The organism is Carnimonas nigrificans ATCC BAA-78, from assembly GCF_000526695.1.
Lineage (GTDB): Bacteria > Pseudomonadota > Gammaproteobacteria > Pseudomonadales > Halomonadaceae > Carnimonas > Carnimonas nigrificans.
The window spans coordinates 159,335-184,921 of sequence record NZ_JAGO01000014.1 but is presented as its reverse complement, the minus strand read 5'-3'; the positions used below and the strand labels follow the sequence as shown (position 1 = coordinate 184,921).

21 protein-coding genes are annotated in these 25,587 nt (G+C 56.8%); 9 read left to right on the top strand and 12 right to left on the bottom strand.

What is annotated here, in order from left to right; translation table 11 throughout:
• Positions 1 to 5 precede the first annotated feature (5 nt).
• The 4 genes from oppB (at position 6) to L881_RS0109725 (ending at position 5,196) form a co-directional block, all read left to right on the top strand.
• Entirely contained in the window at positions 6 to 929 is a 924-nt protein-coding gene (oppB, locus tag L881_RS0109745; protein WP_025733511.1) for an oligopeptide ABC transporter permease OppB, read from the top strand.
• Positions 930 to 1,025: 96 nt separating this feature from the next.
• Complete coding sequence (locus L881_RS0109740; RefSeq protein WP_025733510.1) at positions 1,026 to 1,937, top strand: ABC transporter permease; 912 nt, start codon at positions 1,026 to 1,028, stop codon at positions 1,935 to 1,937.
• 12 nt (positions 1,938 to 1,949) lie between these two features.
• Entirely contained in the window at positions 1,950 to 3,596 is a 1,647-nt protein-coding gene (locus L881_RS0109735) for an ABC transporter ATP-binding protein (RefSeq protein ID WP_025733509.1), read from the top strand.
• A gap of 409 nt (positions 3,597 to 4,005) precedes the next feature.
• Entirely contained in the window at positions 4,006 to 5,196 is a 1,191-nt protein-coding gene (locus tag L881_RS0109725; RefSeq protein WP_025733508.1) for a porin, read from the top strand.
• 126 nt (positions 5,197 to 5,322) lie between these two features.
• Here L881_RS0109725 and recJ read toward each other — a convergent pair whose 3' ends face one another.
• From recJ to ffh, 10 genes are all read right to left on the bottom strand, one after another.
• A complete protein-coding gene (gene recJ, locus L881_RS0109720; RefSeq protein ID WP_034579149.1) occupies positions 5,323 to 7,101 on the bottom strand; it encodes a single-stranded-DNA-specific exonuclease RecJ in 1,779 nt (592 codons plus the stop codon).
• 26 nt (positions 7,102 to 7,127) lie between these two features.
• Positions 7,128 to 8,519, bottom strand: a complete 1,392-nt coding sequence (gene thrC / locus L881_RS0109715; RefSeq protein WP_025733506.1) for a threonine synthase — start codon at positions 8,517 to 8,519, stop codon at positions 7,128 to 7,130.
• A 29-nt stretch (positions 8,520 to 8,548) separates the two neighbouring features.
• Complete coding sequence (locus L881_RS0109710) at positions 8,549 to 9,889, bottom strand: homoserine dehydrogenase (protein ID WP_025733505.1); 1,341 nt, start codon at positions 9,887 to 9,889, stop codon at positions 8,549 to 8,551.
• A gap of 136 nt (positions 9,890 to 10,025) precedes the next feature.
• Complete coding sequence (locus tag L881_RS0109705; RefSeq protein WP_025733504.1) at positions 10,026 to 10,778, bottom strand: DsbC family protein; 753 nt, start codon at positions 10,776 to 10,778, stop codon at positions 10,026 to 10,028.
• Positions 10,779 to 10,807: 29 nt separating this feature from the next.
• Positions 10,808 to 11,695 carry a site-specific tyrosine recombinase XerD gene (gene xerD, locus L881_RS0109700; RefSeq protein ID WP_025733503.1) on the bottom strand — a complete coding sequence of 296 codons (888 nt, stop codon included), beginning with the start codon at positions 11,693 to 11,695 and terminating at the stop codon, positions 10,808 to 10,810.
• 227 nt (positions 11,696 to 11,922) lie between these two features.
• The gene (gene rplS / locus L881_RS0109695; RefSeq protein ID WP_025733502.1) at positions 11,923 to 12,279 is read right to left on the bottom strand and encodes a 50S ribosomal protein L19; all 357 of its coding nucleotides are present in this window, start codon (positions 12,277 to 12,279) and stop codon (positions 11,923 to 11,925) included.
• 101 nt (positions 12,280 to 12,380) lie between these two features.
• Positions 12,381 to 13,196 (bottom strand): tRNA (guanosine(37)-N1)-methyltransferase TrmD, encoded by an 816-nt coding sequence (gene trmD, locus L881_RS0109690; RefSeq protein WP_025733501.1) that lies wholly within the window; start codon positions 13,194 to 13,196, stop codon positions 12,381 to 12,383.
• 34 nt (positions 13,197 to 13,230) lie between these two features.
• Entirely contained in the window at positions 13,231 to 13,767 is a 537-nt protein-coding gene (rimM, locus tag L881_RS0109685; RefSeq protein WP_425393544.1) for a ribosome maturation factor RimM, read from the bottom strand.
• A 92-nt stretch (positions 13,768 to 13,859) separates the two neighbouring features.
• Positions 13,860 to 14,111: a 30S ribosomal protein S16 gene (rpsP, locus tag L881_RS0109680; protein WP_025733499.1), complete on the bottom strand. Its 252-nt coding sequence runs from the start codon at positions 14,109 to 14,111 to the stop codon at positions 13,860 to 13,862.
• 275 nt (positions 14,112 to 14,386) lie between these two features.
• Positions 14,387 to 15,775, bottom strand: a complete 1,389-nt coding sequence (gene ffh, locus L881_RS0109675; protein WP_025733498.1) for a signal recognition particle protein — start codon at positions 15,773 to 15,775, stop codon at positions 14,387 to 14,389.
• A 208-nt stretch (positions 15,776 to 15,983) separates the two neighbouring features.
• Here ffh and L881_RS0109670 point away from each other — a divergent pair, with 208 nt between their 5' ends.
• The 4 genes from L881_RS0109670 (at position 15,984) to L881_RS0109655 (ending at position 19,488) form a co-directional block, all read left to right on the top strand.
• Positions 15,984 to 16,781 carry a cytochrome C assembly family protein gene (locus L881_RS0109670; RefSeq protein WP_025733497.1) on the top strand — a complete coding sequence of 266 codons (798 nt, stop codon included), beginning with the start codon at positions 15,984 to 15,986 and terminating at the stop codon, positions 16,779 to 16,781.
• Between the two features lie 340 nt (positions 16,782 to 17,121).
• Positions 17,122 to 17,457, top strand: coding sequence for a PepSY domain-containing protein (locus tag L881_RS13165; protein WP_051464859.1), 336 nt, complete (start codon positions 17,122 to 17,124; stop codon positions 17,455 to 17,457).
• 16 nt (positions 17,458 to 17,473) lie between these two features.
• Positions 17,474 to 18,160, top strand: coding sequence for a response regulator transcription factor (locus L881_RS0109660; RefSeq protein WP_025733496.1), 687 nt, complete (start codon positions 17,474 to 17,476; stop codon positions 18,158 to 18,160).
• The gene (locus L881_RS0109655) at positions 18,157 to 19,488 is read left to right on the top strand and encodes a sensor histidine kinase (RefSeq protein ID WP_025733495.1); all 1,332 of its coding nucleotides are present in this window, start codon (positions 18,157 to 18,159) and stop codon (positions 19,486 to 19,488) included. Before L881_RS0109660 ends, L881_RS0109655 begins: the two co-directional genes overlap by 4 nt.
• A 56-nt stretch (positions 19,489 to 19,544) precedes the next feature.
• On the opposite strand, the gene L881_RS0109650 is transcribed toward L881_RS0109655, so the two are convergent.
• Positions 19,545 to 21,464, bottom strand: a complete 1,920-nt coding sequence (locus L881_RS0109650; protein WP_084055470.1) for an MFS transporter — start codon at positions 21,462 to 21,464, stop codon at positions 19,545 to 19,547.
• Entirely contained in the window at positions 21,461 to 22,075 is a 615-nt protein-coding gene (locus L881_RS0109645; RefSeq protein ID WP_025733493.1) for a TetR-like C-terminal domain-containing protein, read from the bottom strand. Before L881_RS0109645 ends, L881_RS0109650 begins: the two co-directional genes overlap by 4 nt.
• 411 nt (positions 22,076 to 22,486) lie before the next feature.
• On the opposite strand from L881_RS0109645, the gene L881_RS0109640 reads away from it, so the two are divergent.
• The gene (locus L881_RS0109640) at positions 22,487 to 25,375 is read left to right on the top strand and encodes an insulinase family protein (protein ID WP_025733492.1); all 2,889 of its coding nucleotides are present in this window, start codon (positions 22,487 to 22,489) and stop codon (positions 25,373 to 25,375) included.
• The last annotated feature ends 212 nt before the right edge of the window (positions 25,376 to 25,587 follow it).

Below are 25,587 nucleotides of genomic sequence, written 5' to 3'. Positions count from 1 at the left end.
ACGATATGCTGAGCTACATAATCAAACGCATCGGTCAGGCGATTCCCACGCTATTGATCGTTATTACTGTTTCATTCTTTCTGATGAGACTTGCCCCGGGCGGCCCCTTCGACGGTGAGCGCCAGCTACCGCCGGAAATCGAAGCCAACCTGATGGCGGCCTACCATATGGATGAGCCGCTGTGGCAGCAGTATGTACGCTACCTGGATGGTATTGCCCATGGCGACTTCGGCCCCTCATTCAAATACAAGGATTTCAGCGTTACCGACCTGATCTGGCAAGGCTTTCCGGTGAGCCTGACGCTAGGAGCCTGGGCGATGCTGGTGGCGCTGATTATCGGCTTGCCGCTCGGCATTATTGCCGCCATTAAACGCAATTCGGCAGTCGATTATCTGGTGATGGGAATAGCGCTGGGCGGCATCGCAGTGCCCAGCTTTGTGATCGCGCCCATTCTAGCGCTGGTGTTCGGGGTTATTCTGGCGTGGCTACCCGCCGGTGGCTGGCACGACGGTGCCCTGCCCAATCTGGTGATGCCGGTGGCGGCGCTGGCACTCGCGCAGATCGCTGCCATTGCGCGCCTGATGCGTGCATCCATGATCGAAGTGTTAGGCAGCCAATATATTCGTACCGCGCGCGCCAAAGGGCTAACGCCTACCGAGGTCATTTTGCGTCATGCCCTGCGCCCCGCGCTGCTGCCGGTACTCTCCTATCTTGGCCCGGCCATTGCGGCCATCGTGACCGGCTCAGTCGTTATCGAGCAGATTTTTGGCCTGCCAGGTATTGGCCGCTACTTTGTGCAAGGCGCGCTCAATCGTGACTACACGCTGGTCATGGGCGTCGTGGTGTTCTATGCCATTTTGATTATCGTGATGAACCTGATTGTCGATCTGCTCTATAGCGTGCTCGATCCGCAAATTCGTTACGACTGACCTTTGCTGACGGACGCCGCCACTGAGCGGCGTTGGGTACACAACGCCAACAATACAACAGCGTATTTGTTGCCCTGGCCTAACCGGTAATTATTGATGAGTACACATACAACACCTTCCGCCGGCACGGATGTAAGCGCTGCCAGCGATGAATTTCAGGCCGGTGATAGTCTCGCCGTCGAAGCCTGGCGCCGTTTGCGCCAGAACAAGGCCGCCATGACCAGCCTGGTGCTGCTGATTGTGCTGACCATTGCCTGCGTATGCGGCCCTTGGCTCTTGCCGTGGGGGCTGGATGAAGTTGACTGGAATAGCTTCATGACAGCGCCTTCCAGTGAAGGTGCCCACTATTTCGGCACCGATGCCAACGGTCGTGACCTGCTTGCCAGAACGCTGTATGGCGGACGTATCTCGCTATCGGTAGCGCTGGTCGCCACTATCGTCAGTCTGGTGATCGGGGTGTTATACGGAGCAGTGGCCGGCTACTTCGGTGGACGTATTGATAACCTGATGATGCGTTTCGTTGACATCATGTTTTCACTGCCCTTCATGTTCATGGTAATTCTGCTGATGGTGGTGTTTGGCCGCAATATTCTGCTGATCTATGCGGCCATTGGCGCCGTCGAGTGGCTGGATATGGCGCGCATCGTGCGCGGTCAGGTGCTGTCGCTGAAGCGCAAGGAGTACGTTGAGGCTGCCAAGGCGCTGGGCGTGAAGGATTCCAAAATCGTGACCCGTCATTTGATCCCCAACGCCATTGGGCCGGTGATTGTCTATGTCACCCTGACGGTGCCGAAGGTTATTCTGCTGGAAAGCTTCCTCTCGTTTTTGGGGCTGGGCGTGCAGGAGCCGCTCACCAGCTGGGGCGTACTGATTTCAGAAGGTCAGCAGATGATGGAAAGCGCTCCCTGGATGCTGATTTTCCCGTCAGTGTTTCTGGCGGTAACCCTGTTCTGCCTGAACTTCCTTGGTGATGGCCTGCGCGATGCGCTCGATCCTAAAACACGCTGAGGAGATACGCCGATGACTACCCCTTCCCACGTTTCCAGCACCTCCTCTCACGCCGCCCCGCTCCTGGAAGTCAATGGCGTGAACGTTGACTTTTCGCTGCCCAAAGGCGATGTCCGCGCGGTTGATGATATTCACTTCACCATCGCCAAGGGCGAAATCATGGCGCTGGTGGGCGAATCAGGTTCAGGCAAGTCGGTCAGCTCCAACGCCCTGCTACAGCTACTGCCGGAGCTTGCCAAGGTATCAGGTGAAGCGCTCTTTGAAGGCCGTAATCTGCTGTCAATGTCGGCAAGTGAGATGCGCCGGATTCGCGGCAATGATATTTCGATGATCTTTCAGGAGCCGATGACTTCGCTGAATCCGATGCAGCGCATTGGCAAGCAGGTCGCCGAAGTTATTCTCAAGCACCGCAAAATTTCGAAAAGAGAGGCTAAAAAGCGCGTTGTCACGCTGCTTGAGCAGGTCGGTATTCCTGAACCGGAAAGGCGCATCAAGAGCTACCCTTATGAGCTGTCAGGAGGCCAGCGCCAGCGTGTCATGATCGCGATGGCATTGGCCTGTGAACCTAAGCTGCTGATTGCCGATGAGCCGACGACCGCGCTGGACGTAACGGTGCAGGCACAAATTCTGGCTCTTTTGAAAGAGCTTCAGCAGAAGATGGGCATGTCGATCCTCTTCATTACCCACGACCTCAATCTGGTCAAGCGCTTTGCTGACAGCGTGTGCGTAATGCGTAACGGCAAGGGCATTGAAGCCGGTTCGGTGGCCGACGTATTTACCGCACCGAAGGAGGAGTACACCCGTATGCTGCTCGCTTCGACACCCAAAGGCAGGAAAGCTCAGGTGGCCGACGATAGCCCGGTGCTGCTTGAGGCTGACAATATCAAGGTATCCTTCACCACCAAAAAGCACTGGTTTCGTGCCGATGAAAAATTCGACGCTGTACGCGGTATCAGCCTTGACGTAAAGCGCGGACAAACCATTGGTATTGTGGGCGAATCAGGTTCAGGGAAGTCAACGCTGGGCCGCGCCTTGCTGCAACTGCTGGAAAGCGAGGGACGCACCGTGTTTGATGGCACCGATCTTGCGCGTTTGAGCACCAGCGAAATGCGTCCGGTGCGTTCCCGCATGCAGGTGATCTTTCAGGACCCTTACGGCTCGCTATCACCACGACTTAATGTCGGCGAAATCGTGAGCGAAGGACTCAAGGTGCACCACCCTGAACTCAACCGCAAGGAGCGCCAGCGTCGCGTGGTCGAGGTGCTTGAAGAGGTGGCGCTCGATCCGCGCATGGCGAGCCGCTATCCCCATGAATTCTCCGGCGGGCAGCGCCAGCGTATCGCCATCGCCCGCGCCCTGGTGCTAAAGCCTGAGTTTCTATTGCTGGATGAACCCACCTCGGCACTGGATCGCTCGGTGCAGGTGCGCGTAGTTGAACTGTTGAGAAGTGTTCAGCGCAAGTATGATCTGACGTATGTCTTTATCAGCCATGACCTGACAGTGGTAAGAGCGCTGGCCGATCATGTGCTGGTCATGAAACAGGGCGCCGTGATCGAACAAGGCACTACCGAGCAGATTTTCTCCGCGCCCAAAGAGCCTTATACCCGCGCATTGATTGATGCAGCCTTTTTAAATCTGGAAGAAGTCGACGTCGCCTGAATCATGCGGGATGCCTCCTTTTTGCGTTCAGCGTAAAAAAGCAGGAGGCATCATATAATTGCGTCATATAGCGATATGCGCGCAAGGATTTATCAATACTCCCGCCTCTAGTGGAATTAGAAATTATCTATTGTAGATAAAATCTTAATCTTTTATTTAAATCGAACTCGCCTCATTAAGGGGTGAGATCGCTCTCTTTTTTCGGTATAAATTAACTACCGTTGGCGCAACATCCCAGTGCACAAAAAAGATACTGCTCACTGATCGGTTTTCTGCTGCTGGCGGCGCTTCATCTCCTTCTCGCGTGCGAGCTCGGAGGGAACACCTTTAGCACTCAAGTTGCTGCCTTGCGTAGTTCGCATATGCAGCATCTCACTATAATACGCTTGAATACTGGAACATTGCCTTTATGCCGCGCACAGCAGCCAACTACTTATTGACTCGCTCGACCCTTGCCGTTGCCATCGGAATCGCGTCGCTTGGCATCGCTTATCAGGCTTCCGCCTTCACCGCCTTTGAGAACGAAACCAATAAATTTACGATCAGCGGTCGTTTTGCATACAGCTACGACTGGAACTATCAGGGCACAAGTAAAGATACCGGCCTGAACAACGGCGGTACCCGTATCAACCTGGCCTATGAACACTACTTCGACAACGGCTGGACCGGTTTTGCTCGCTGGGAAGAGGGATTCGATGCCCTGTTCACCACTGGCGAGAATGACGACCACTTCAACCGCTATACCTATGTGGGTGTAAGCAACCCGACCTACGGTACCCTGACCATAGGCCGCCAGGATTCGTTGATGTATGACTACGTCGACGTCTTCACCGATATTCCCTGGAACTTTACCGACTACACCGCTCAATCATGGATGGCGTCAGATCTGAAAGGCGGCACTCGTCCTTCGCGCAGCATCAAGTACTCGGTTGATCTGGGCAAGTTCACGGTCGGCGCGATGTATGGCACCTCCTATGGGCATATCAAAAGCGGCGATCCTGTCTACAACGTCAATAATACCGACGCCAACGGCAACCTGATCGCTACTCCCGGCCAGGACTACGGCTACAAGCGCAAGTACTTCTACGAAGTGGGTGGTCAGTACCGTCCTGGTTATGACGTAACCCTGGGCGCTGTCTTCCACCATGCCAAGTTCAAGGCTGGTGACGGCGAAACGGCAATCAACGGTAACAAGTCGCCCTCAAGCAACGGATGGGAGATGGGTGCCAACTGGACGCCCGGCAACTGGATGGTCGCAGCACTGGCCGGCGAATCACGTAACCATGCTGACTTCACAGGTCACACCTGGCGCAACTACGATACCTTCCTGTCCTATACCTGGCCCAAGCTGCTTGGTCCGGCAGGTGACCTGCAGGGCTATGCCGAATACAGTTACGCCGAGGATCGCAAAGAGAAAGAGAACACCATCGAGCGTTCCATTCTTGGTCTTGCCAGCATTTCCTTCGATGGCCACGTTATTGTTGCCCTCGAACACATGTGGATGGACGACACTGGGCACCGCTCCGCCGAAAACGGTGGCGGCAAGTATGATCTCTACGATCACGACGCCACTACCCTGTTTGTCCGCTATAACTACTGATCCGGTAGCGTAAGGCTCAGAGGCATAGCGTCTCAGCCTGTCAGAGAAAAGCCCTTCCGGTTACGACCGGAAGGGCTTTTTTTAGCTTTCAATCTGCATGACTCGTTGAGTTCACACCACGGCGTATCAATGAAGCGCCTGGGCAAACTCCACCATCATTTGCAGCGACTCCCTTCCGCGAAACCGATTACGCGCTGGTCGGAAGGCGCAGCGCATTACCATGCCCGCCGCCAAGGGTGCTGGCTGCCCCGCTGATACTGCTCTAAACCAGATGGCGCGCACTGTTCGCCCATTGGCATCAAGCTCCATCATCAGATGAGTGCCATCGCTGCCAACCAGACGTGCCTGCCTGACCACAAATTGCCCTTCAAACAGTGGCGCTTCAAATTCACGCCCATAAGGCCCCAAACGCTCGATCTCATCCAGCAGGGCCAGATCCAGCTGTGTCGCCTCCAGCTCGCCATCCGTATGAATGACCGGAAAGAGCGCACGACCGTTAAGCTGCTCTCCTATGGCCTGCCTGAGCGCCCCTTCGAAATCAGTCAAGGATGAAGCAACGAGAGTAAAGCCTGCTGCTCCCGCATGCCCACCAAATCGCACCAGCGCACCGGGCAACAACGCATTGGCGCGCTCCAGAGCATCACGCAGATGCACACCTTCAATCGAACGTCCTGATGCAGCAAGCTGCCCCGCTGCCGAGCCAGGCGTGAGCACCACGCAAGGCCGGCCAAAGGCTTGCACCAGCCGCGAGGCCACGATGCCCTGAACGCCGGCATGACCTTCTTCCAGAAAGAGCGTCAGCACTGGTGCTTCCTGCTGAAGCTGCGGCATGGCGAGGCGCTTGGCCGCTTCAACCATCTCGGCTTCGATGGCCTTGCGCGACTGGTTATCCTGCTCCAACAGGTCAAGATAGCGGCGTGAAGTTGCCGTATCGCTCGCCAGCATAAAGTGGAGCGCTGCATAAGGGTCATCAAGGCGGGAACGCGCATTGATGCGCGGCCCCATCTGGAACCCCAGGGTTTCGGCGGTAAAGGGCAGGCTATCGTCCCCCAACTGCTCAGCCATCACCTGCCAGCAAGGCTCCTGCATGCGGTTGATGATCTGCAAGCCATAGCTGACAACGGCGCGATTAATCGCACTGTCACCGAGACTCACACAATCTGCCACCGTCCCCAATGCCACATACGAGAGCCATGCCGATAGTTTGGGCGTCTGGGCGGGCAGCACGCCGGTGTCGATCAACAGGGTGCGGGTCAGTGCCATAATCAGCCAGGAGACCATGCACCCCGCAATGGTGCGATCAGGGTAATCACAATCAAGACGCGATGGATTAACAACCGCATAGGCAGAAGGAGGCGGCCCCTCCACGGGCACCGCATGGTGATCGGTGACCACAACGTCAACGCCCCCTTCCTTCAGACGCGCGATGCGGGCTTCATCGGAAGAGCCACAGTCGGCGCTAATCACCAGCGTGGGACGCGGCGAGCAGGCGAGCGTGCGCTCGACCAGCGGCTGCGAAATGCCATATCCGTCATTGATACGGTGACCAATCAGGCTGGTAATACGACTGCGCGGCACACCGAACAGTTCTACCAGCGTGCGCAAAATGACGACATGCGAAGTAATACCGTCAACATCGTAGTCGGTCAGAATGCCAATCTGTTCGCCTTCAGAAACCGCCTGGGCGATACGCTCGGCGGCCCGCTGCCCATCCTTCAGGCAGGAAGGCTCGACCAGATGACGAAGACTGGGCTCAATCAACGCCTCCAAAGCGTTTTTCGGCGTGCTGATACGCCCCGCCAGGACTCTCGCCTGCAACGGCGACAGTCCCGCCGCGAGCGCCTGCTGCTCAACGACAGCATCGCGCTGACGCTGGACAAGTCGCGGCCGGGTGCTGTCTGACATTGTGGAAGTGGTCGTTGCCTCGGCCATTATTGGCGGCGCGCGCTGGCGACGTAACGTTGCACCGCGTCAATCGATGCCGGTATCACCTCGTAGCGCTCTTCACGGGAGAGCAGGTCACTCATGTTGTCGGGCAGCGGCACCTCCTCGAATCCAGCTTGCTCCACCGCCTCGGCAAACTTGGCGGGATGCGCGGTAGCAAGAGTGATCATCGGCACTTCCGGATGCTGATTGCAGCGCTGTGCCGCGCAATAGCCAATCGCGGTGTGAGGATCAAGCAGCTCGCCGGTGCGCTGGTGTGCTTCACGAATAGTGGCAAGAATTTCCTCGTCATCGACGGCGGCGCTGGAGAACAACTTGCGTAGTGACGCAAGCGGCGCTTCGGCCAGAACGGCGGGCGATTGCTGGAACTGCTCAAGCAGCTCGGAGACTGCCTCGGCATCACGGTCATAAGCGAAGAACAGCAGGCGCTCGAAGTTCGACGATACTACGATATCCATTGAGGGCGCCAAGGTAGCAAGCAGCTCCCTGCGCGAGAAGTCATTGGCTGAAATCACGCGGTGAAGGATATCGTTGGCGTTGGTGGCGATCACGAACTGGCGCACCGGTACGCCCATTTCACGCGCCAGGAAACCAGCGAAAATATTGCCGAAGTTGGCAGAGGGAACAGTAAAGCTCACCTCACGATGCGGTGCGCCCAACGCTACGGCAGCTGCTACATAGTAGGCGGTTTGCGCCATGATGCGCGCCCAGTTGATAGAGTTGACCGCCACCAGCCGCGTGCCCTTCAGGAAGTTCTGATCGGCAAAGCTGGACTTCACTATCGCCTGACAGTCATCGAAGTTACCTTCAACCGCCAGATTGAACACATTATTCTCAAGCACGGTGGTCATCTGACGACGCTGGACTTCAGAGACGCGCTGATACGGATGCAGAATGAAAATGTCGAGGTGATCGCTGTGCTTGCAGCCTTCGATGGCCGCAGAGCCGGTATCGCCAGAGGTAGCACCCATCACCACCGCGCGCTCACCGCGCTTGCTCAGGAAGTGATCGAGCAATCTGCCCAGTAGCTGCAAGGCCACATCCTTGAACGCCAGCGTAGGGCCATGGAACAGCTCCAGCAGGAAGTGGTTGGCATCAAGCTGCTTCAGAGGCACAACAGCATCATGATGGAAGGTAGCGTAGGTATCGTTGACGATGGCTTTAAAGGTCTCGTCGTCGATAGCGCCATCCACAAAGGGCTTCATGACCCGGAAGGCAATCTCGGCATAGGAGAGCCCTGCAAACCCGGCCAGCTCCTCGTGGCTGATGTGGGGCAGCGTTTCCGGTACATAGAGGCCGCCATCGGACGCCAGCCCGGTCAGAACAACATCTTCAAACCCTAGTGCGGGAGCCTTCCCGCGCGTGCTTATATAACGCATATCGTTTCTCTGTATGGTAGCGCGGTCAGTTAGTCGTCGGAGCCTTCAACGCGAATACGCATGATGCTGCCCTCTACATCGTCAAGCGCTTCAAGCTGCGTTATTGCCCTGTCCATGTTCTCTTCAACGGCGCGGTGGGTCAGGATAATCAGCGAGGCGCTGCCTTCGTGACCAGCTTCACGCTGCACCAGCTTCTCGATGCTGATATCAAGATCCGCCAGAATGCGTGAAATACGTGCCAGCACGCCAGGGCGATCGACGGCATTCAAACGCAGATAATAGGCGGAAACCACTTTCGATATCGGCAGAATAGGCAACTCACGGCGGCCCTGGTCGATTCCGCGGAAGGCCAGATAGGGTGTGCGGTAGCGCGGATCTGTAGCGGTATCGCGCGCCACATCAAGAATATCGGCGATAACCGCCGAGGCAGTGGCTTCATCGCCGGCACCCGGGCCGTAGTAGAGGCTGCGCCCTACCGCGTCGCCCATCACCTCGACGGCATTAGCAACGCCGTGCACGTTCGCCAGCAAGCGCGATTTCTCGATCAATGTCGGATGCACCCGCAGCTCCACCCCTTCATCCGTGCGGCGTGCAATGCCCAGATGCTTGATGATGTAGCCCAGCCGATCGGCCTGTTCGACATCTTCAGCGGTAATCCTGCGCAGCCCCTCGGTATAGGCAAGATCAAACTGCAACGGCACGCCGAAGGCGATGGAGGCCAGGATGGTTAGCTTGTGCGCTGCATCAATGCCTTCAACATCGAACGTCGGGTCGGCTTCGGCATAGCCAAGCGCCTGGGCTTCGGCAAGCACATCGTCAAAGCTGCGCCCTTCGTCACGCATATGGGTCAGAATGAAGTTACCGGTGCCATTGATAATGCCCGCTACCCATTGAATGCGGTTGGCTCCCAACCCTTCGCGCAGCGTCTTGATAATCGGAATGCCGCCGGCCACGGCTGCTTCAAACGCCACAATCACGCCCTTTTTGGCAGCCGCATCAAAGATTTCGTTACCGTGAACCGCGATCAGTGCTTTATTGGCCGTTACCACATGCTTGCCATGCTCAATCGCTTCAAGCACCAACTGCCGGGCAGTGTCGTACCCGCCAATCAGCTCAACCACGACATCGACATCAGGATTGCGCGCCACCTCGAAGATATCGCGCGTCACGTTGGCAGCAGAGGTATCGCAGTCAGGGTTATCACGGCGCGCGCCCACCTGTTCCACCACAATGGGACGCCCTGCTCGCCGGGCAATATCCTCAGCATTTCGCATCAACACATTGAAGGTACCGCTGCCGACGGTGCCTAGACCACAAATACCGACTCTGACGGGCTTTAGGGATGGCGCTGCGCTGCTCTCGGAATCCACGATTTCCTGACTCTCTTATGTGTCAATAACGGATGGCTAGGCTACTGCGGGCCGCGAGGAAACGGCGAAAGCCATCCAATGAATGTATGTAATTTCCATACCGATATCTGCCTGTTGGGACATCGGCAAGGGCGATCTACTGCGAATGTTGCTTGAAGTGCGATATTAGCTGGGCGACGGGCAAATAGCCTGGTACCAGACTGCCATCGGGGTAAATAATGGCAGGCGTTCCCTGCACACCCAACTGACGCCCCAGCTCATAATCACGCGATACGATGCTGGCGCACTGTTTACCGCTGTTATCAGGCATTTTACCGTCAAACGCCGCTGTCATGGCCTGCTGCGGATTCCGGCTGCACCATATTTGCGCCAGTTCGGCAGCAGCCGGTGAACGGTCGCCCGCACGCGGGAAGGCCAGATAGCGTACCGCAATCCCCTGCTGGTTCAGCTTCGGTACTTCCTTGTGCAGCTCATGGCAGTAGGGACAGGTAATATCACTGAACACCGTTAGCGTACCTTTGATCTCCCCCGCCGGGCGGAATACCACGCTATCCTGCTTATCAAGCTTCGCGAGGGCGTCACGGCGCTGTTCGTTGGCGGCTTGTTCACTCAGGTTAACCAGCCCATGCTCACCGTTTTCATACAGATCACCGGTCAGCATGTAATGGCCTTCGGGGTCCGAGAAAACCACATCGCCGCTTTCCAATGTTAACCGATAAAGACCTTCGATAGGGGTAGCTCGCGCATCAGTGACAGTCACCTTGCGCCCTCCAATCGTCAACGAGGAAATATCGGGAGCGCTGGCGGCCAGCGCCGGGAGCGCGACACTCATCGCACCGGCACACGCCACAGCGGCGACTGCAAGGCGGTGAAATCCAAACGCAAACATACAAAAGACTCCGTAAAAAGAAACTGCTCTCAGCCACGCGGATGGTGCTGCTGATGCAGCTGTTCAAGACGCCGTTGAGCAACATGAGTGTAAATCTGGGTGGTCGAGAGGTCACGGTGGCCCAGCAATTCCTGTACGACGCGCAGATGCGCCCCGTGATCCAGCAGATGCGTTGCAAACGCATGGCGCAGCGTATGTGGCGACAGCGGCTTGTGAATCCCTGCCTGCACAGCGTGCTTTTTGATGCGATACCAAAACGTTTGTCGGGTCATGAAGCCATCATGACGACCGGGAAACAAGGGGGGGCGGGTAATATCTGCCATCAGCAGGTTACGCCCCTGACGCATATAGCGCTCAAGCCAATCCGATGCCTCCTCACCGAGGGGCACCAGACGCTCCTTATTGCCCTTCCCTAGCACCCGTACTACCCCTTGGCGCAGGTTGAGGCTATCAACGCGCAGCTCTATCAGTTCGGTAACACGCAATCCGCAGGCATAGAGCACTTCGAGCATGGCACGATCGCGCAAGCCGAGAGGCTCCTCGGTATCGGGCGCGGCAAGCAGGCTCTCTACATCGGCTTCATCCAGTGTTTTCGGTAGCCCGGCACGTACTGGCGCTGTCTCTACATGACTGATGGGATCGTTCTCAATCAGGCTTTCGAGCATGGCCCAGCGATAGAAGCGGCGCAGACTCGATAGCAGACGCGCATCACTGCGCGGGCTGTAACCCGCCGCCCGACGTTCGGCAAGCAGCTGCTCCAATGCCTCCGGCGGCGGTGCCAGCAGCAGCGCAGCGTCATCCAGATGTGTCAGCCAACACTTTAGATCGCGGCGATAGGCTGCCAGCGTATGCGGGCTGGCGCCTCGTTCAAGCCAGAGGGAATCGAGAAAACTGTCGATCAGTGCGGTGTAGAACATAAAGGACGCATTTCAAGGATAGACTCCACAAAATACCATCGTTTCTGAAGAATTACCGCCCTGAATAGCCATGTTTGCGCACAAGAGATGAATCTTCATCACTTCAGCGAACTACAGAGAATGACGGCTGCCAACAGCAAAAAACCCGCACCCCTTGAAGGGCACGGGTTTTTGATTGGCCGTTGCCAAACACTGGAACCGATGAATGATTCCAGTGCAGGCAAGTATCAGGAAAGTTTTTCCTTGATACGGGCAGCCTTGCCGCTGAGTTCGCGGAGGTAGTACAGCTTGGCCTGACGAACATCGCCGCGACGTTTGACAGAAACGCTGTCAACGAGGGGGCTGTAAGTCTGGAAAGTACGCTCAACGCCAACACCGTGAGAGATTTTGCGAACGGTGAAAGCGGAGTTCAGGCCACGGTTACGCTTACCGATCACCACACCTTCGAACGCCTGCAGACGCTCGCGGTTGCCTTCTACTACCTTTACCTGAACAACAACAGTATCACCGGGAGCGAATGCCGGCAGTTCCTTGTTGATCTGCTCGTTTTCGATCGCCTGGATCACTTTATTACGATTGCTCATTTTCAAACTCCTGTATGTTGCCGGAAGCTTCCGACAGCGTGACCCCGGCAAGAGAGCGGGGATCGTTAAGTGGATGACGCCGTGGCCGCCTTGAGGCTGCCTTAGGCACCGCCGTCGCTGGAGGAATCTGTTTCCCCAGCGCCGTATTCGCTGACGAACGCATCAAGAAGCTGCTGCTCTTCCTTGCTTAGCGTTCGCGCATCCAAAAGCTCAGGGCGATGCAGCATCGTTCGCCCGAGCGACTGTTTCAACCGCCAGCGTCGAATCTCGCCGTGATTGCCCCCGAGAAGGACGGCAGGCACACGCTTGCCATCAACCTCTTCGGGGCGGGTATAGTGCGGACAGTCGAGCAACCCATCGCTAAATGAATCCTCCACTGCGGAGCGCTCATGCCCAAGCACCCCAGGCACCAGCCGCGATAGCGCGTCGATCATCACCATTGCAGGCAATTCACCACCGCTGAGCACATAGTCACCAATGGACCATTGCTCATCAATATCGCTTTCGATCACTCGCTCATCTATACCTTCGTAACGCCCCGCTACCAGCACCAGACGCTGACGAGCAACAAGCTCGACGGCACCTTGCTGGCTAAACACCCGACCCTGCGGCGACAGGTAGATCACCTTGGGGGGCTGACCATTTTCGGTCAGGGCTTCACGCGCATCACGAATGGCAGCACGCAGTGTATCAACCTTCATCAGCATACCGGGGCCGCCACCATATGGACGATCATCGACAGTACGATGACGATCCTGAGCGTAATCACGCGGGTTCCAGCAGCGGATATCAAGAAGCCCCTGCTTTACCGCACGACCAATAACGCCCTGCTCGGTAAGCGCCGGAAACATCTCCGGAAAAAGCGAGACGATGCCAATGCTAAGGCCAGGCTGGCATTGCGGTGTGTCGGTCGTCATGACAACTCTTCCAGAATCAGCGCGACATTCGGTTTCAAAAGTCCGGATCCCAGTCCACTGTCATGCTTCCCGCTTCCAGATCAATATCAATAATGACATCGTCAGGAATGAACGGCAGCAGCCGCTCCTTGCCATCCTCAGCGCCCTTGACCACCAGTACATCATTAGCCCCTGTTTCAAACAGATAGGCAACGCGCCCTAGTGCGGCACCATCGGTAGTGGCAACCGCCAGACCTTCCAGCTGATACCAGTAGAATTCGCCTGCGGAAAGCTGCGGCAGCTCTTCTGCTGCCAACCGGATGGTAGCACCACCCAGTGCTTCTGCGGCTTCACGAGAATCGACGCCTTCCAGCTGCACCACCAGGCCCTTACCCTGGCGCCGCCCCTGAAGCACGCGATAACGACGTTCAACGCCGTTTTTCTCGATACTCCAGTGCGGATAATCGAGGATACCTTCCATCGGGCTCGTGTGTGAGTACACCTTGAGCCACCCCTTGATGCCATAGGGGCTGGTGAGGCTGCCCATGACCACGCGCTGATCATTCGACTGCTCAGCAGCGTTACGGTCAATACTCATGCCTTCACACCTATCTGACTCGATGAATGGAAACTATCCACGGCTTGCGCTCACTAACGACGCACAAGCGGGCACCCTGCTGCGAATTATGCAGCGTCCTTGCGAGCAGACTTGATCAGCTCGGCAACACGATCAGATACCTGTGCACCCAGGGATTCCCAGTGGGCAACACGGTCGAGATCGAGACGCAGACGCTCTTCACCGCCACGCGCGATCGGGTTGAAGAAGCCGATACGCTCGATGAAGCGACCATCGCGTGAAACGCGAGAGTCAGTTACGGAAATATGATAAAACGGACGCTTTTTAGCGCCACCACGTGCCAAACGAATGGTAACCATCGCTAATTCTCTCTAGCTGTATTCGATAACAGTATGCTCTCGGCGCAAGCCGGAGCGCGACATCCAATGCCAGGCTGGCAATCATGCCCGCCGCACCAGCATTCTCCGTCGTTCTTGGTACCCAGACGCCAGTACCAAGGCGCCGAGGCAGGATTTTTACCGGCGAGCCGATACGCGATGCAGCTCGTGCAAAGAGGCGGTATTCTACGGCAAATTTCAACCTCTGCAAACAGCACAGCGGAAGATAATTATCTCCCGCTCACTCAGGACATACCTCAACGGCGCGGAAAACCACCCATGCCGCCCATACCACCGGGGCCACCGCCGCCCATCATACTGCTCATACCGCGCATCATTTTTTGCATGCCGCCCTTTTTCATCTTCTTCATCATCTTCTGCATTTGCTTGTGCTGCTTAAGAAGACGATTAAGATCGGGTACCTGAGTACCGGAGCCTGCACAGATACGCCGCTTGCGCGAGCCGTTGATAAGCTCGGGCTTGCGCCGCTCCTTGGGCGTCATGGAGTTGATCATGGCTTCCAGCTTGCCAAATTCCTTCTCGGAATTCTGGTTCTGCGCCATTTCTGCCATTTGCCCCATGCCCGGCAGCTTGTCCATCAGCTTGCCCATACCGCCCATGTTTTTGAGCTGCTGGAGCTGATCGCGGAAGTCTTCCAGATCGAAGCCTTCGCCCTTTTTGATCTTCTTGGTAAGTTTCTGGGCCTTGCTTTTATCGACAGTGCGCTCTGCTTCTTCGATCAGGCTGAGAACATCGCCCATGCCCAGAATACGGGAAGCGATACGGTCGGGATGGAAAGGCTCCAGGGCGTCGGTTTTCTCACCGACACCGATAAACTTGATGGGCTTGCCGGTCAGATAACGTACCGACAGCGCCGCGCCACCACGGGCATCACCATCAGCCTTCGTCAGCACTACACCCGTCAGGGGCAGCGCATCATGAAAGGCCTTGGCAGTGTTGGCAGCATCCTGCCCCGTCATTGAATCGACCACAAACAGCGTTTCAGCCGGTGACACGGCACTATGAAGCTGTTTGATTTCGGTCATCATGTCTTCATCGACGTGCAAGCGACCGGCGGTATCCACCAGCACCACATCGAAGAACTGGATTTTGGCGTGCTGAATGGCTGCACGCGCAATATCAATCGGCTTCTGCGAAGAGTCCGACGGGAAGAATTCAACGCCCACTTCTTCAGCAAGACGCTCAAGCTGATCAATTGCCGCAGGACGATAAACGTCAGCGGAGACCACCAGTACCTTTTTCTTCTCGCGCTCACGCAGGTAACGGCCCAGCTTCGCCACAGTGGTGGTTTTACCGGCCCCCTGCAAGCCCGCCATCAGTATGACCGAGGGGGGATGTTTCAGGTCGAGAGGCGCATTGCCCTCACCCATAACGCTTTCGAGTTCGTCACGGACAATCTTGACGAATTGCTGGCCCGGCGACAGGCTTTTGGATACTTCCTGCCCTACGGCCCGCTCACGAACGCGCTCGACGAACGCCTTGACCACCGGCAGCGCAACGTCGGCCTCAAGCAGCGCACGCCGCACTTCACGCAGCGTGTCACGAACGTTGTCTTCGGTGAGACGAGCCTGACCGGTAATATTGCGCAGCGTCCCCGACAACCGATCGGATAAACTATCGAACATGAGCGCCTCCATGGACCGCCGGCATGTGCGCCGCGCGGCAGATTCTGTAACCGAAGACAGCGCTTGTCTGGCTGTTTCGGCGTTGGGTCGCGAAGTATAACTTTTTCAACGGCGTCTCTCCATCCATCACCTACCGTTAACCGGCAAGAATCGCTATAGTGAGAGCGTTCAGACGCACTCTTTTCTCATTTATCAGGCCACTATCGGGATGTATGCAGCATTACCCTGCGCACTACTTGCCATTCTTCTTTATCTAGCGGGAGGAATCTGGCAAGCCTGCGTGCTGGGCCGCAAGACCGAGCCCAACCCCGCGCTGATAAGAAGCACCGGACTTGTCGCCAGCGCACTGCACGCCGTCACTCTTTACGTCATGATCTACAAGGGTGCAGGCACCTATAACCTGGGCATTCTCGAAACGCTGAGTCTGGTGTGCTGGGTCATGACCCTTCTCACGCTACTCGCCAGCCTCATGACGCCACTGATTGCCGCCACCGCTGTGCTGCTGCCGCTTAGCGCCATCAGCCTGGTGACGCTGGCCGGGCTGCCTGCTTCTCTGAATTACAGCCACTTTCCGCCAGGGGTACTGGCGCACATTGCAGGCTCCATCCTTGCCTTCTCACTGTTTGCAATTGCCGCTGCCCAAGCCTGCCTGATCGCCCTACAGGATCGCGCGCTGAAGACGAAGCGTTTGAGGGGCATCATTCAGGTGCTGCCGCCGCTGACCCAAATGGAAAGAATGCTGTTCGCCCTGATTACGCTCGGCATGATCTTCCTTACCCTGGCAATTATCTCCGGAGCACTGTTTGTATTCGACTCCTCGGCTGAATACCTGACCTCCAAGGTACTTCTGTCGGTACTGGCGTGGCTTATTTTTGGCGCGCTGCTATGGCAGCGCCAGTCAAGCGGCTGGCGTGGGCGTCGGGCGGCTCGCTGGACATTGATCGGCATGGGCGTGCTGATACTTGCCTATATAAGCAGTCGCCTGATTCTGGATACCACCCCCTAGCCCTGCTCTCTTTTCCTATCATCATCGCGAATGCTGCCTGGTCTTGCGCCGGGCAGAATTTTTGCCCACCACTGAAATGCCGGCAGTAACGGTTCCCGCTCAAAAACGGCACCTCTCACCATTTTAAGGCTCATAACAGGCGACTCCGCCCCACCGCTGCTCTTATGTGCCAAAATGCACCGCCCCTGTGTACCTGGGGTGCTCCAGCAGGATACCCGAGCGCTACTGCCGCTTCTCTATATATCAGGGCACCGTTCCCTACGCTGCCCGCTGTTATCGAGATACTTCGCAAACAAGGCACCTGCTAAACTATTCGCCAGCGAAGCCAAAGAGAAACGACATGATGATCTCCCAACTGTTGAAAGGTTCAGCACCATGCCTGTTGGCATGTTCATGGCTGGCATTGTCTGCCTCGCCCATCAGTGCATTCGAGCCAAAATGCAAAGGGACGGAGATCGACCACGATGAGGCGCTTCAACTGACGGCTAGCGGGACCATCCTGCCGCTGGAGAGAGTCATTGGCATTGCTCAGGTTACACACCCGGGAAAAATGCTCGAAGCATCTCTTGCGCGCTACCACCATCGGTATGTGTACTCGATAGAGATATTGGATGAACAGGATCAGATATGGGATCTGCTGATCAATGCGGTCAGCGGCAAACGTATCAACCCCTGACGACAGGATTTGAGATATGCGCTTGTTACTTGTTGAAGACAACGTCCCCCTTGCCGATGAACTAAACACCCTGTTCACACAAAACGGTTACGCTGTTGACTGGTGCACCGATGGTCGCGACGCTGCGGTAATGGCCGTGAACATCCCATTCGATGCCATCGTGCTTGATCTCGGATTACCGGGACGCCCCGGGCTACAGCTACTGGAGGAGTGGCGCAGGAATGGACTGGATACTCCCATTCTTATCCTGACCGCTCGCACCAGCTGGAGCGAGCGCATTACCGGCTTGCGTGCAGGCGCCGATGACTATATTCCCAAGCCATTTCATCCTGACGAGCTGCTGCTGCGCTTACAGGGGCTGATGCGCCGTCGCCATGGATGCAGCCCCACGCCCAAACTGTCGGTTGGCGGTGTCGTGCTTGATGAAGCCAGCCAGTGCGCAGCAACACTTAGCAACACTGATCCCGTTGGGCTGACACGCGCCGAATTTGCCATTCTGCGCTATATGATGCTGCACCCGGAGCATGTCATTCCCAAGGACAGGCTGCTGGATCACCTCTATGACAGCGAGCACGAACGCAACCCCAATGTGGTCGAAGTGCATATCAATCATCTGCGCCAGAAACTGGGCCGCGGCGTGATCATCACCCAGCGCGGGCAGGGCTATCGTTTTGGCGGCAGTGTAAAACCCGAGACAGCGTGATCTCTCTTACCAGACGACTGGCCCTGGGGCTATTGGCAGCGGGGCTGGTCGTCATGTTTCTGCTCGCTCACGGCAGCGTGCTGCTGTTTGATCGCGCTTTCCGTGACTATCTGGGGTCGCGCTTACAGGAAGATGCGCAGAGCCTGATGAAGGATGCCATTGACCGCAATGGCAAGCTCAACCTCGCCTCACTGCCCTTTCGCGGCCACTACAATCAGGTCTACTCGGGGCACTATTTCTCGCTACAGATGGATCGGGCGACCGACATTCGCTCGCGTTCCCTGTGGGACAAGCACCTTCCCGAAGTGGCTCCCGGCCTCTCGCGCCGGCTTGTTCCTGGCCCGGAAGAGCAACAGCTTCTAGTGTGGAGTGGCACCTTCCGTCAGGACGGTCACCGTTTCGACATCACTACCGCTCTCGATTACACCAGTGTCGCCGACAGTCTCAACTGGCTACGCTTTTCCATTTGGATGCTGGGAGGGCTGCTGGCCATTTTGCTCGTGGTCATTCAGCAGCATGTGATTCGCATAGTGCTGGCGCCGCTGGGCCAGGTACGCAAAGAGCTGGAGCTGTTGAACGACGGCCATCGCCTCCAGATTGAGACGCCGGTGCCGGTCGAAATAGCCCCCGTCGTCAATGAGCTGAACCATCAGTTGGAGCGTATCGAACGTGTACTGACACGCTCCCGTGACGGCATCAGCAATCTGGGGCACGCGCTGAAAACGCCCATCGCCGTTATGGAAGCGCAGCTGGCACGCCGCGAATTTGACCAGCTCCCTGAACTGCGCGACGCCCTTGCCGCTCGGCTGGCAGATATCCATCGCCTGGTGCAGTGCGAGTTACAGCGTGCACGGCTTGATACGCGCAACTCATCGCATAAATCGCATTTCCAGCCTGAACAGGAGCTGCCGCCGCTGATTTCAACACTGGCAGAGATCTACCCGCATATCGCCTTCCACTATTCAACGGAGCAGGCACCCAGCACCTTGCCCTGGGAAAGCGAGGACATGCTGGAGGTATTGGGTAATCTATTGGATAACGCGGGGAAATGGGCCAACGCCCAGGCACGTTTGACGCTGCGCCAGCAGCAGGAAAACATCGAATTCATTGTCGAAGATGATGGGCCTGGCATCGCGCCGCACAAACGTGCGCAGGTGCTTAACCGCGGCACGCGACTGGATGAGCGCGTCAGCGGCCATGGGCTGGGGCTGGGCATTGTCGAGCAGGTGGTCAGTTTCCACGGCGGCAGGCTATATATGGCAGAAAGTAGCCTGGGCGGTCTAAAGGCCGTTATTCAGCTACCGCTCTCACCAAACGGCCCCAAATGAATAACGCCCGCCGTTGATAGATAACGGTGGGCGTTATGATGGAATACTGAACGAGCCTACTTACCGCCGCCCAGCTCCTCTTTTACCTGTAGTACGCGATCGCGCAGCACACGCCGATCATTCCACTGGGTATAGGGCACCGAGGCACCAAAGCCAAGACGCACCTTGCGCCGGAAGCGCGTTGGCCAGCGCTTGAATGGCCGCCCTTTACGGTACGACCCCCACGACCCCCACAAGCCGGAAATGGCCGCAGGAATCACCGGCACAGGATCACGCTTCAGAATGGTTTCTATCCCACGACGGAACTCGGCGATATTGCCATCGCGGGTCAACCTTCCTTCAGGGAAGATCATCACCACTTCACCGTTACGCAGCGCCGCACTCACTTCATTCAAAGCACGACGCAAATCCTTGGGGTTACGCTTGCCAAGATCGACCGGAATCGCCCCTGCGATACGGCAGAACCAGTTCAGCCAGGGCGACTCGTAGGCAGGCGTATCCATCATGAAACGCAGCAGTCTGGGGCTGGTGCCCCCCAAGAGCAGTGCATCCATGTAGCTGACATGATTGCACATGACCAGCGCCGGCCCCGTATCAGGAATGTTATGGCGTCCTGACAGCTTCAGCCGATAGCAAAGGCGCAGCACAATAAAAATACAGATACGCAGCACCGGACGCGGATATTTCACTGCCAGCAAAGCTCCCAACCCCAGCGAAAGCGCCGCGATCAATCCAAAATAGAGATGAAGTGATACACCCAGCACGCCCAGCAGAAATGCCGCACCCAGCGCCGACATCACCATAAACAGCGCGTTGATGATGTTGTTTGCCGCGATAATCCGCGAACGCTGCGCTTCATCACCCTCTGTTTGCAGACGCATATAGAGCGGAATAATCAAAAGACCGCCACCCACACCGATCAGGGCAAGGTCGATAAACATCCACCACAGACGCCACCTGAACAGCAGCTCTGCCAGTGAATGGAGCTGCGCCGAGCTGGAAAATGCAGCGTGATGGGCAAAATCGAACCCCGCCAGACCAATCAGCAGCGCCCCTAGAGGAATCAGGCCCAATTCCATGCGCCCTGCCGACAAACGTGCGCACAGCAGCGAGCCAAGGCCAATACCTACGGCAAAGGCCGCCAACAGAAAACTGACGACGCTACCGCTGCCATGCACTACGGTAGCGACCCATTGAGGCAGTTGGGTGAGATAGCTCACCCCGAGGAACCAGAAGGTACTAATACCGAGGATCGTGTTGAAAAGACGCCGCTGCTGCCATGCTGAGCGGAGTACCTCAACGCTTTGGCGCAGCGGCGCTATCGCGACCTTGCGCCCCTGCACCGGCGGTGCCGAAGGGACGAAATAGGCGGCAATTACACCGGCTACGGAGACTCCGACCAGCACCAGTGACACGCTAACGCTCGCCCACCATCCGGAAAGGGATATCAGCACGCCCGCCAGCACTATGCCCAGCAAAATGGCGAGGAAGGTGGCCAGTTCGACCCATGCATTAGCCACGACCAACTTCCGACGCGGCACCTGCTGCGGCAGGATGGCGTACTTCACCGGGCCAAACAGCGCCGCCTGAGTGCCAGCGAGGAACAGCAGCAGCATCAGCCCCACAAACATCTGATACCAGATCAAGAGTGCCGCCATGCTCATGGTCAGCAGTTCAAGCCATTTGATGGCGCGTATCAGGGTGCGCTTGTCGATGGCATCGGCCAGCGTACCGCCCCACCCCGAAAACAGCAGCAAGGGCACAATGAAAAGCCCTGCTGCCACGTTATTGACGATGCCTATATCCCATCCGTACTTCGGCACGGCGATATAGGTGAGCATCAGCAGCAGTACTTGCTTAAAGAAATTATCGCTGAAAGCGCCAAAGGCTTGAGCCCAAAACAGCGGCGCAAAAAAGCGCTCTCTCATTAGGCCGCGCCGAGAATCCAGTGGCGAATTGGCTGTATGTTGCGTCATTGAGTGAACTTACGATTTCCTAGCGCGGCAAGCGTCATGGCAAGCAATTGATCAAGCAGGTCTTCTACCTTAACAGGCTGGCCCTGGTAAAACCCCAAACGTTCTGTCATTCCCAGTTGTACCAAACCATGCACGCTGCCCCACAGGGTGCGCGCCAGACGGCAAGCGTCGTCTGAACTGAACCCCGGGTGCAGCTCTTTGAGCGCCTGCTCGACGCGCACGAAGGAGGACTCAATAGCCAGGTTCTGGCGTTCATCCAGCTCACCTTCCTGCGCCAGCGGGTACTCGAACAGCAGCTGCCAGCGGTGCGGGTGCTGGTAGGCAAAGCGCCAGTAAGCGTGCGCAAGGACTCTCAGCCGCTCCTCGGGACTGAGCGTATCCGCATGCTGGATATCGGCATTCAGGGAATTCAGCGTTTCAACATTTACATATTGCAACAGATTGTTAAAGCTTCCGTAAAGCTTGAGAAGAGTGCTGGGAGCGCACTCCAGACCGCGTGCAATCGAACGTAGAGAGAGCGTTTGTGCGGGCTGGGAATCAAGCCACTCGTCGCACGCGGCCATTACCTGCGCATGCAGAGTCTCGGGCGCATGTTGACGTGGACGAGCCATCCTCGTACTCCTGATAGAAAGGGAGACATTAGTGTAATATAAAACAGTGTTTTCGTATCTTATCCATGCAGCACGTAAAGGCAAACAAAAAGTCTCACTATTTCACTGGGCAGAAATGGTCGCTGATGCCCCTTCTGACGCTACAGGATTAACCATTCCTTACGCGCATGAGTTGAGAATAGCGCAATTTCCCCTAACAATGAGGCCCGATTCCCAACACCAGACCAGCAACCCATATGCCCGGATAACGCAGTGATACCAGCGCTCGCATGATGATTAATACCGACGCCCTGTTTCATAAAAGGTTCAGTATGGCCGTCAACATGTTATGACAATCAGCGTGAATTCTTCATCAAGTGTCGTTTGAACACTCAACCGCTATACAGACTCTTTTACCCGTCAGGAATATCTATGCCCTCTTCCTTGATGCGTTACCGTCGACTTCTCTACATTCCCGCACTGGCGGTCAGCGTGTGGATATCGGCGCCCCTGTCGACCACTGCCTGGGCTGTGCCCCAGCAAGCTCAGACCCAGCAACCGTCTGACGCGGCGTTAGCTCAGTTACCGCCCTACACGCCCAATGTGCACAGCGTCCATAAAAGCCCCAACGACAAGGCGGACTACCGTGCACTGCGCTTGTCTAATGGTCTGGAAGTCCTGCTGGTCCATGATGATCGCGCGGATCGTGCTGCGGCGGCCGTGAATGTGCGCACAGGGTCAGCAGCGGACCCGAAGGACGTACCAGGGTTGGCCCATTTCAACGAACATATGCTGTTTTTAGGCACTGATCGCTACCCCGAAGCCAATAATTATCAGGATTATCTAGGCAATCACGGCGGTCAATCGAATGCATTCACCGCTGACCGTGATACCAACTACTATTTTGATATCCCGCCCGCCGCCTTTAATGGTGCCTTTGACCGCTTTGCGCGCTTTTTTGTCGCACCGCGCTTCAATGCCAGCCACGTGAATCAGGAGCGCCATGCGATCGACTCCGAATATCACATGGGGCTACGCAACGAGAGTCGGCGTACCTGGGATGCACTGAGTAATGCTATCAACCCGGCCCACCCCTATGCCCATTTCGCAGTAGGCAACCTGGATACGCTGAAAGACGGGAAGCAGCCGCTGCGCGAGCGTTTGCTTGAATTCTATCGCCAGCACTACTCGGCTGACCGCATGACGCTGACCATGGTCGGGCCGCAGTCGCTGGATACTCTGGAAACGCTGGCGCGCACGCGCTTCAGCGATGTGCCAGAGCGAAAGGTAGCACCGGACAACATTGACGCCCCCTTATTCAGCCAGGGCCAGCTCCCTGAAAAGGTAGAGATCCAGTCAAACGCCGATGGCCGCAACCTAAGCTTCAACTTTCCCGTGCCTGATCCTCAGCGCTACCCGCGCACCCAGCCTGATAACTACCTTGCCAACCTGATTGGGCATGAAGGCCCTGGCAGCGTACTTGCCGCGTTACGCCACGCAGGGCTGGCGGACAGCCTTAACGCTGGTATCACGCGCGACGATGGTAACCACGCCCTGTTCACGGTATCGATCAATCTGACGCCCAAGGGCGCTCAGCAACAGGATGAAGTGCAAGCGACGCTATTCGCGTATATCAACAAGATCAGACAGGGCGGCATTGAACGGTGGCGCTTCGATGAACAGTCAACGTTATTGCGCCAACACTACCCCTTCGAGCAGAACAACTCTGATGCCAGCCGTGCCAGTGCGCTTAGCATGGCGATGTCGCGCCTGCCCGTCAGCGAGATTAATGTCGCGGGCTATCGCATGGACCGCTTCGACCCTGCACTAATCAATCGCTACCTTGACCAGCTTCGCCCTGACAACCTGCTGCGCGTTTATGCCAGCCCCTCGGTGAAGGGCAAGCAGGTGAGCCAGTGGTATCACACCCCTTATACGCTTACCCACGTTGAGCGCTGGCCGCAGGCACAGGTAGTCGGCGAGTTGGCGCTGCCCGAGCGTAACGCCTTCATTGCCAAGGATTTCACACTCAAACAAGTGCAGGACGCCCGCCCGCGGCGTCTGATCAATCAGCCTGGCATGGACCTCTGGTATCAAGGCAACCACTCGTTCGGCACGCCCAGCGTCAACTGGTCGATTGCGCTGTTCAGCCCCCTTCAAGGGACAGACGTACGGGAAGGCCTGCTCACCACGCTACTGGCCGGCTGGCTCAACGATAGCCTGTCGGAATCGCTCTACCCGGCCTCACTTGCGGGGCAAACGGCCAGCGCTTCGGCACAGCGTCGCGGCATCACCATTGATTTGGCAGGCTGGCGTGACCGTCAGCCCGAAGTCTTCAATACGCTGATTCACCAACTCAAGAATGCCCCTATTGATCAGGCCACCTTTGATCGCCTGACCCAGCAGTTCAAGGACGATCTTAACAATCAGCGTCAGGGCTATTTGTACCGAAGCTTGATGCGCGCTATTCCTGACCAGTTGATTACCCCTGACTGGAACTCTGCACGCGGCCTGGATGAGCTGGATCACATTACTCTGGCAGACCTGCGCCAATTCCGTGATCGCTGGCTGAAATCACTGCATGTGACGGCGCTGGCTGTCGGCAATCTAACGCAGGAAGATACGCTCACTTCTGCCAGAGTGCTCGATCAGCTCAAGCCGCGCGCGGCGCTCAAGGATATTCCGCCAATGCAGACCCTGAGCGTGACCGACACCTTGCCCGCTTTCCGCCCTACCACTGAAAGCACCGATGCAGGCGCTCTGCTGGTAAAAACGATACCGAACACCGAGCTTGCCACCAAGGCCGCCTGGTCCGTGATGGGGCAACTGCTGTCGTCACCGTTCTACGACAGCCTGCGCACGGAGCAGCAGCTGGGCTATGTCGTCAGCGCCAATTACACCTCGATCATGCGTGCGGGTGGCATCGTAATGCTGGTGCAGTCGCCCTCTCATTCGAGCCAGCAACTGTTTGACCGCATCAATGCCTTTACGGAGCAGTTCTCTCCCACCATCGACACTCTGGATGATGCCACTCTGGCCCATTACAAGAGCGCCATTCGGTCGCAGCTGCTCGAACGCGACCACACGCTTAGCGATCTCGCCAGCACGCAATGGTCACTCCTGAATTTACAGGAGCTTAACTTTGACTACCGTCAGCGCATGGCGCGGGCCGTTGACCAACTCAGCGTGGCTGACATTCAGGCGGCATGGAAGGCGTTCAGGCAGGCACCTGCCTTCACGGCTGCCAGCGATAAAGGCGTACCCGCCAATGATCGCGACTACAACGCGAGCCAAACGCTGACCCCCTTTACTGACAACTAGGCCGCTACACTGCTTCTCTCAGCGCCTTCTCACTTATTAGAGCGGGCGCTGAATCACCACACCTTACGACCCACGTTATTCACTGCGACGGCTCAGCCCTTTCAGGCCGCTGCCCTTCTCACTTTTCATTGATAGGGAAAGAGAGTTGCGTCCTGCGCGCGCTGTTCTTACACTCGCTCGGCGCTGTTTTGGTGGCAAACGTCTGTTTTTAC

Bases quoted from the DNA above. Each gene is read 5' to 3' on its own strand.
- xerD (WP_025733503.1), bottom strand. From the start codon at position 11,695: ATGTTCTACACCGCACTGATCGACAGTTTTCTCGATTCCCTCTGGCTT.
- L881_RS0109740 (WP_025733510.1), top strand. From the start codon at position 1,026: ATGAGTACACATACAACACCTTCCGCCGGCACGGATGTAAGCGCTGCC.
- L881_RS0109640 (WP_025733492.1), top strand. From the start codon at position 22,487: ATGCCCTCTTCCTTGATGCGTTACCGTCGACTTCTCTACATTCCCGCA.
- L881_RS0109660 (WP_025733496.1), top strand. From the start codon at position 17,474: ATGCGCTTGTTACTTGTTGAAGACAACGTCCCCCTTGCCGATGAACTA.
- rpsP (WP_025733499.1), bottom strand. From the start codon at position 14,111: ATGGTTACCATTCGTTTGGCACGTGGTGGCGCTAAAAAGCGTCCGTTT.
- oppB (WP_025733511.1), top strand. From the start codon at position 6: ATGCTGAGCTACATAATCAAACGCATCGGTCAGGCGATTCCCACGCTA.
- recJ (WP_034579149.1), bottom strand. From the start codon at position 7,101: ATGTCAGACAGCACCCGGCCGCGACTTGTCCAGCGTCAGCGCGATGCT.
- L881_RS0109650 (WP_084055470.1), bottom strand. From the start codon at position 21,464: ATGACGCAACATACAGCCAATTCGCCACTGGATTCTCGGCGCGGCCTA.
- L881_RS0109705 (WP_025733504.1), bottom strand. From the start codon at position 10,778: ATGTTTGCGTTTGGATTTCACCGCCTTGCAGTCGCCGCTGTGGCGTGT.
- L881_RS0109670 (WP_025733497.1), top strand. From the start codon at position 15,984: ATGTATGCAGCATTACCCTGCGCACTACTTGCCATTCTTCTTTATCTA.
- L881_RS0109735 (WP_025733509.1), top strand. From the start codon at position 1,950: ATGACTACCCCTTCCCACGTTTCCAGCACCTCCTCTCACGCCGCCCCG.
- L881_RS0109725 (WP_025733508.1), top strand. From the start codon at position 4,006: ATGCCGCGCACAGCAGCCAACTACTTATTGACTCGCTCGACCCTTGCC.
- trmD (WP_025733501.1), bottom strand. From the start codon at position 13,196: ATGACGACCGACACACCGCAATGCCAGCCTGGCCTTAGCATTGGCATC.
- thrC (WP_025733506.1), bottom strand. From the start codon at position 8,519: ATGCGTTATATAAGCACGCGCGGGAAGGCTCCCGCACTAGGGTTTGAA.
- L881_RS13165 (WP_051464859.1), top strand. From the start codon at position 17,122: ATGATGATCTCCCAACTGTTGAAAGGTTCAGCACCATGCCTGTTGGCA.
- rplS (WP_025733502.1), bottom strand. From the start codon at position 12,279: ATGAGCAATCGTAATAAAGTGATCCAGGCGATCGAAAACGAGCAGATC.
- L881_RS0109645 (WP_025733493.1), bottom strand. From the start codon at position 22,075: ATGGCTCGTCCACGTCAACATGCGCCCGAGACTCTGCATGCGCAGGTA.
- ffh (WP_025733498.1), bottom strand. From the start codon at position 15,775: ATGTTCGATAGTTTATCCGATCGGTTGTCGGGGACGCTGCGCAATATT.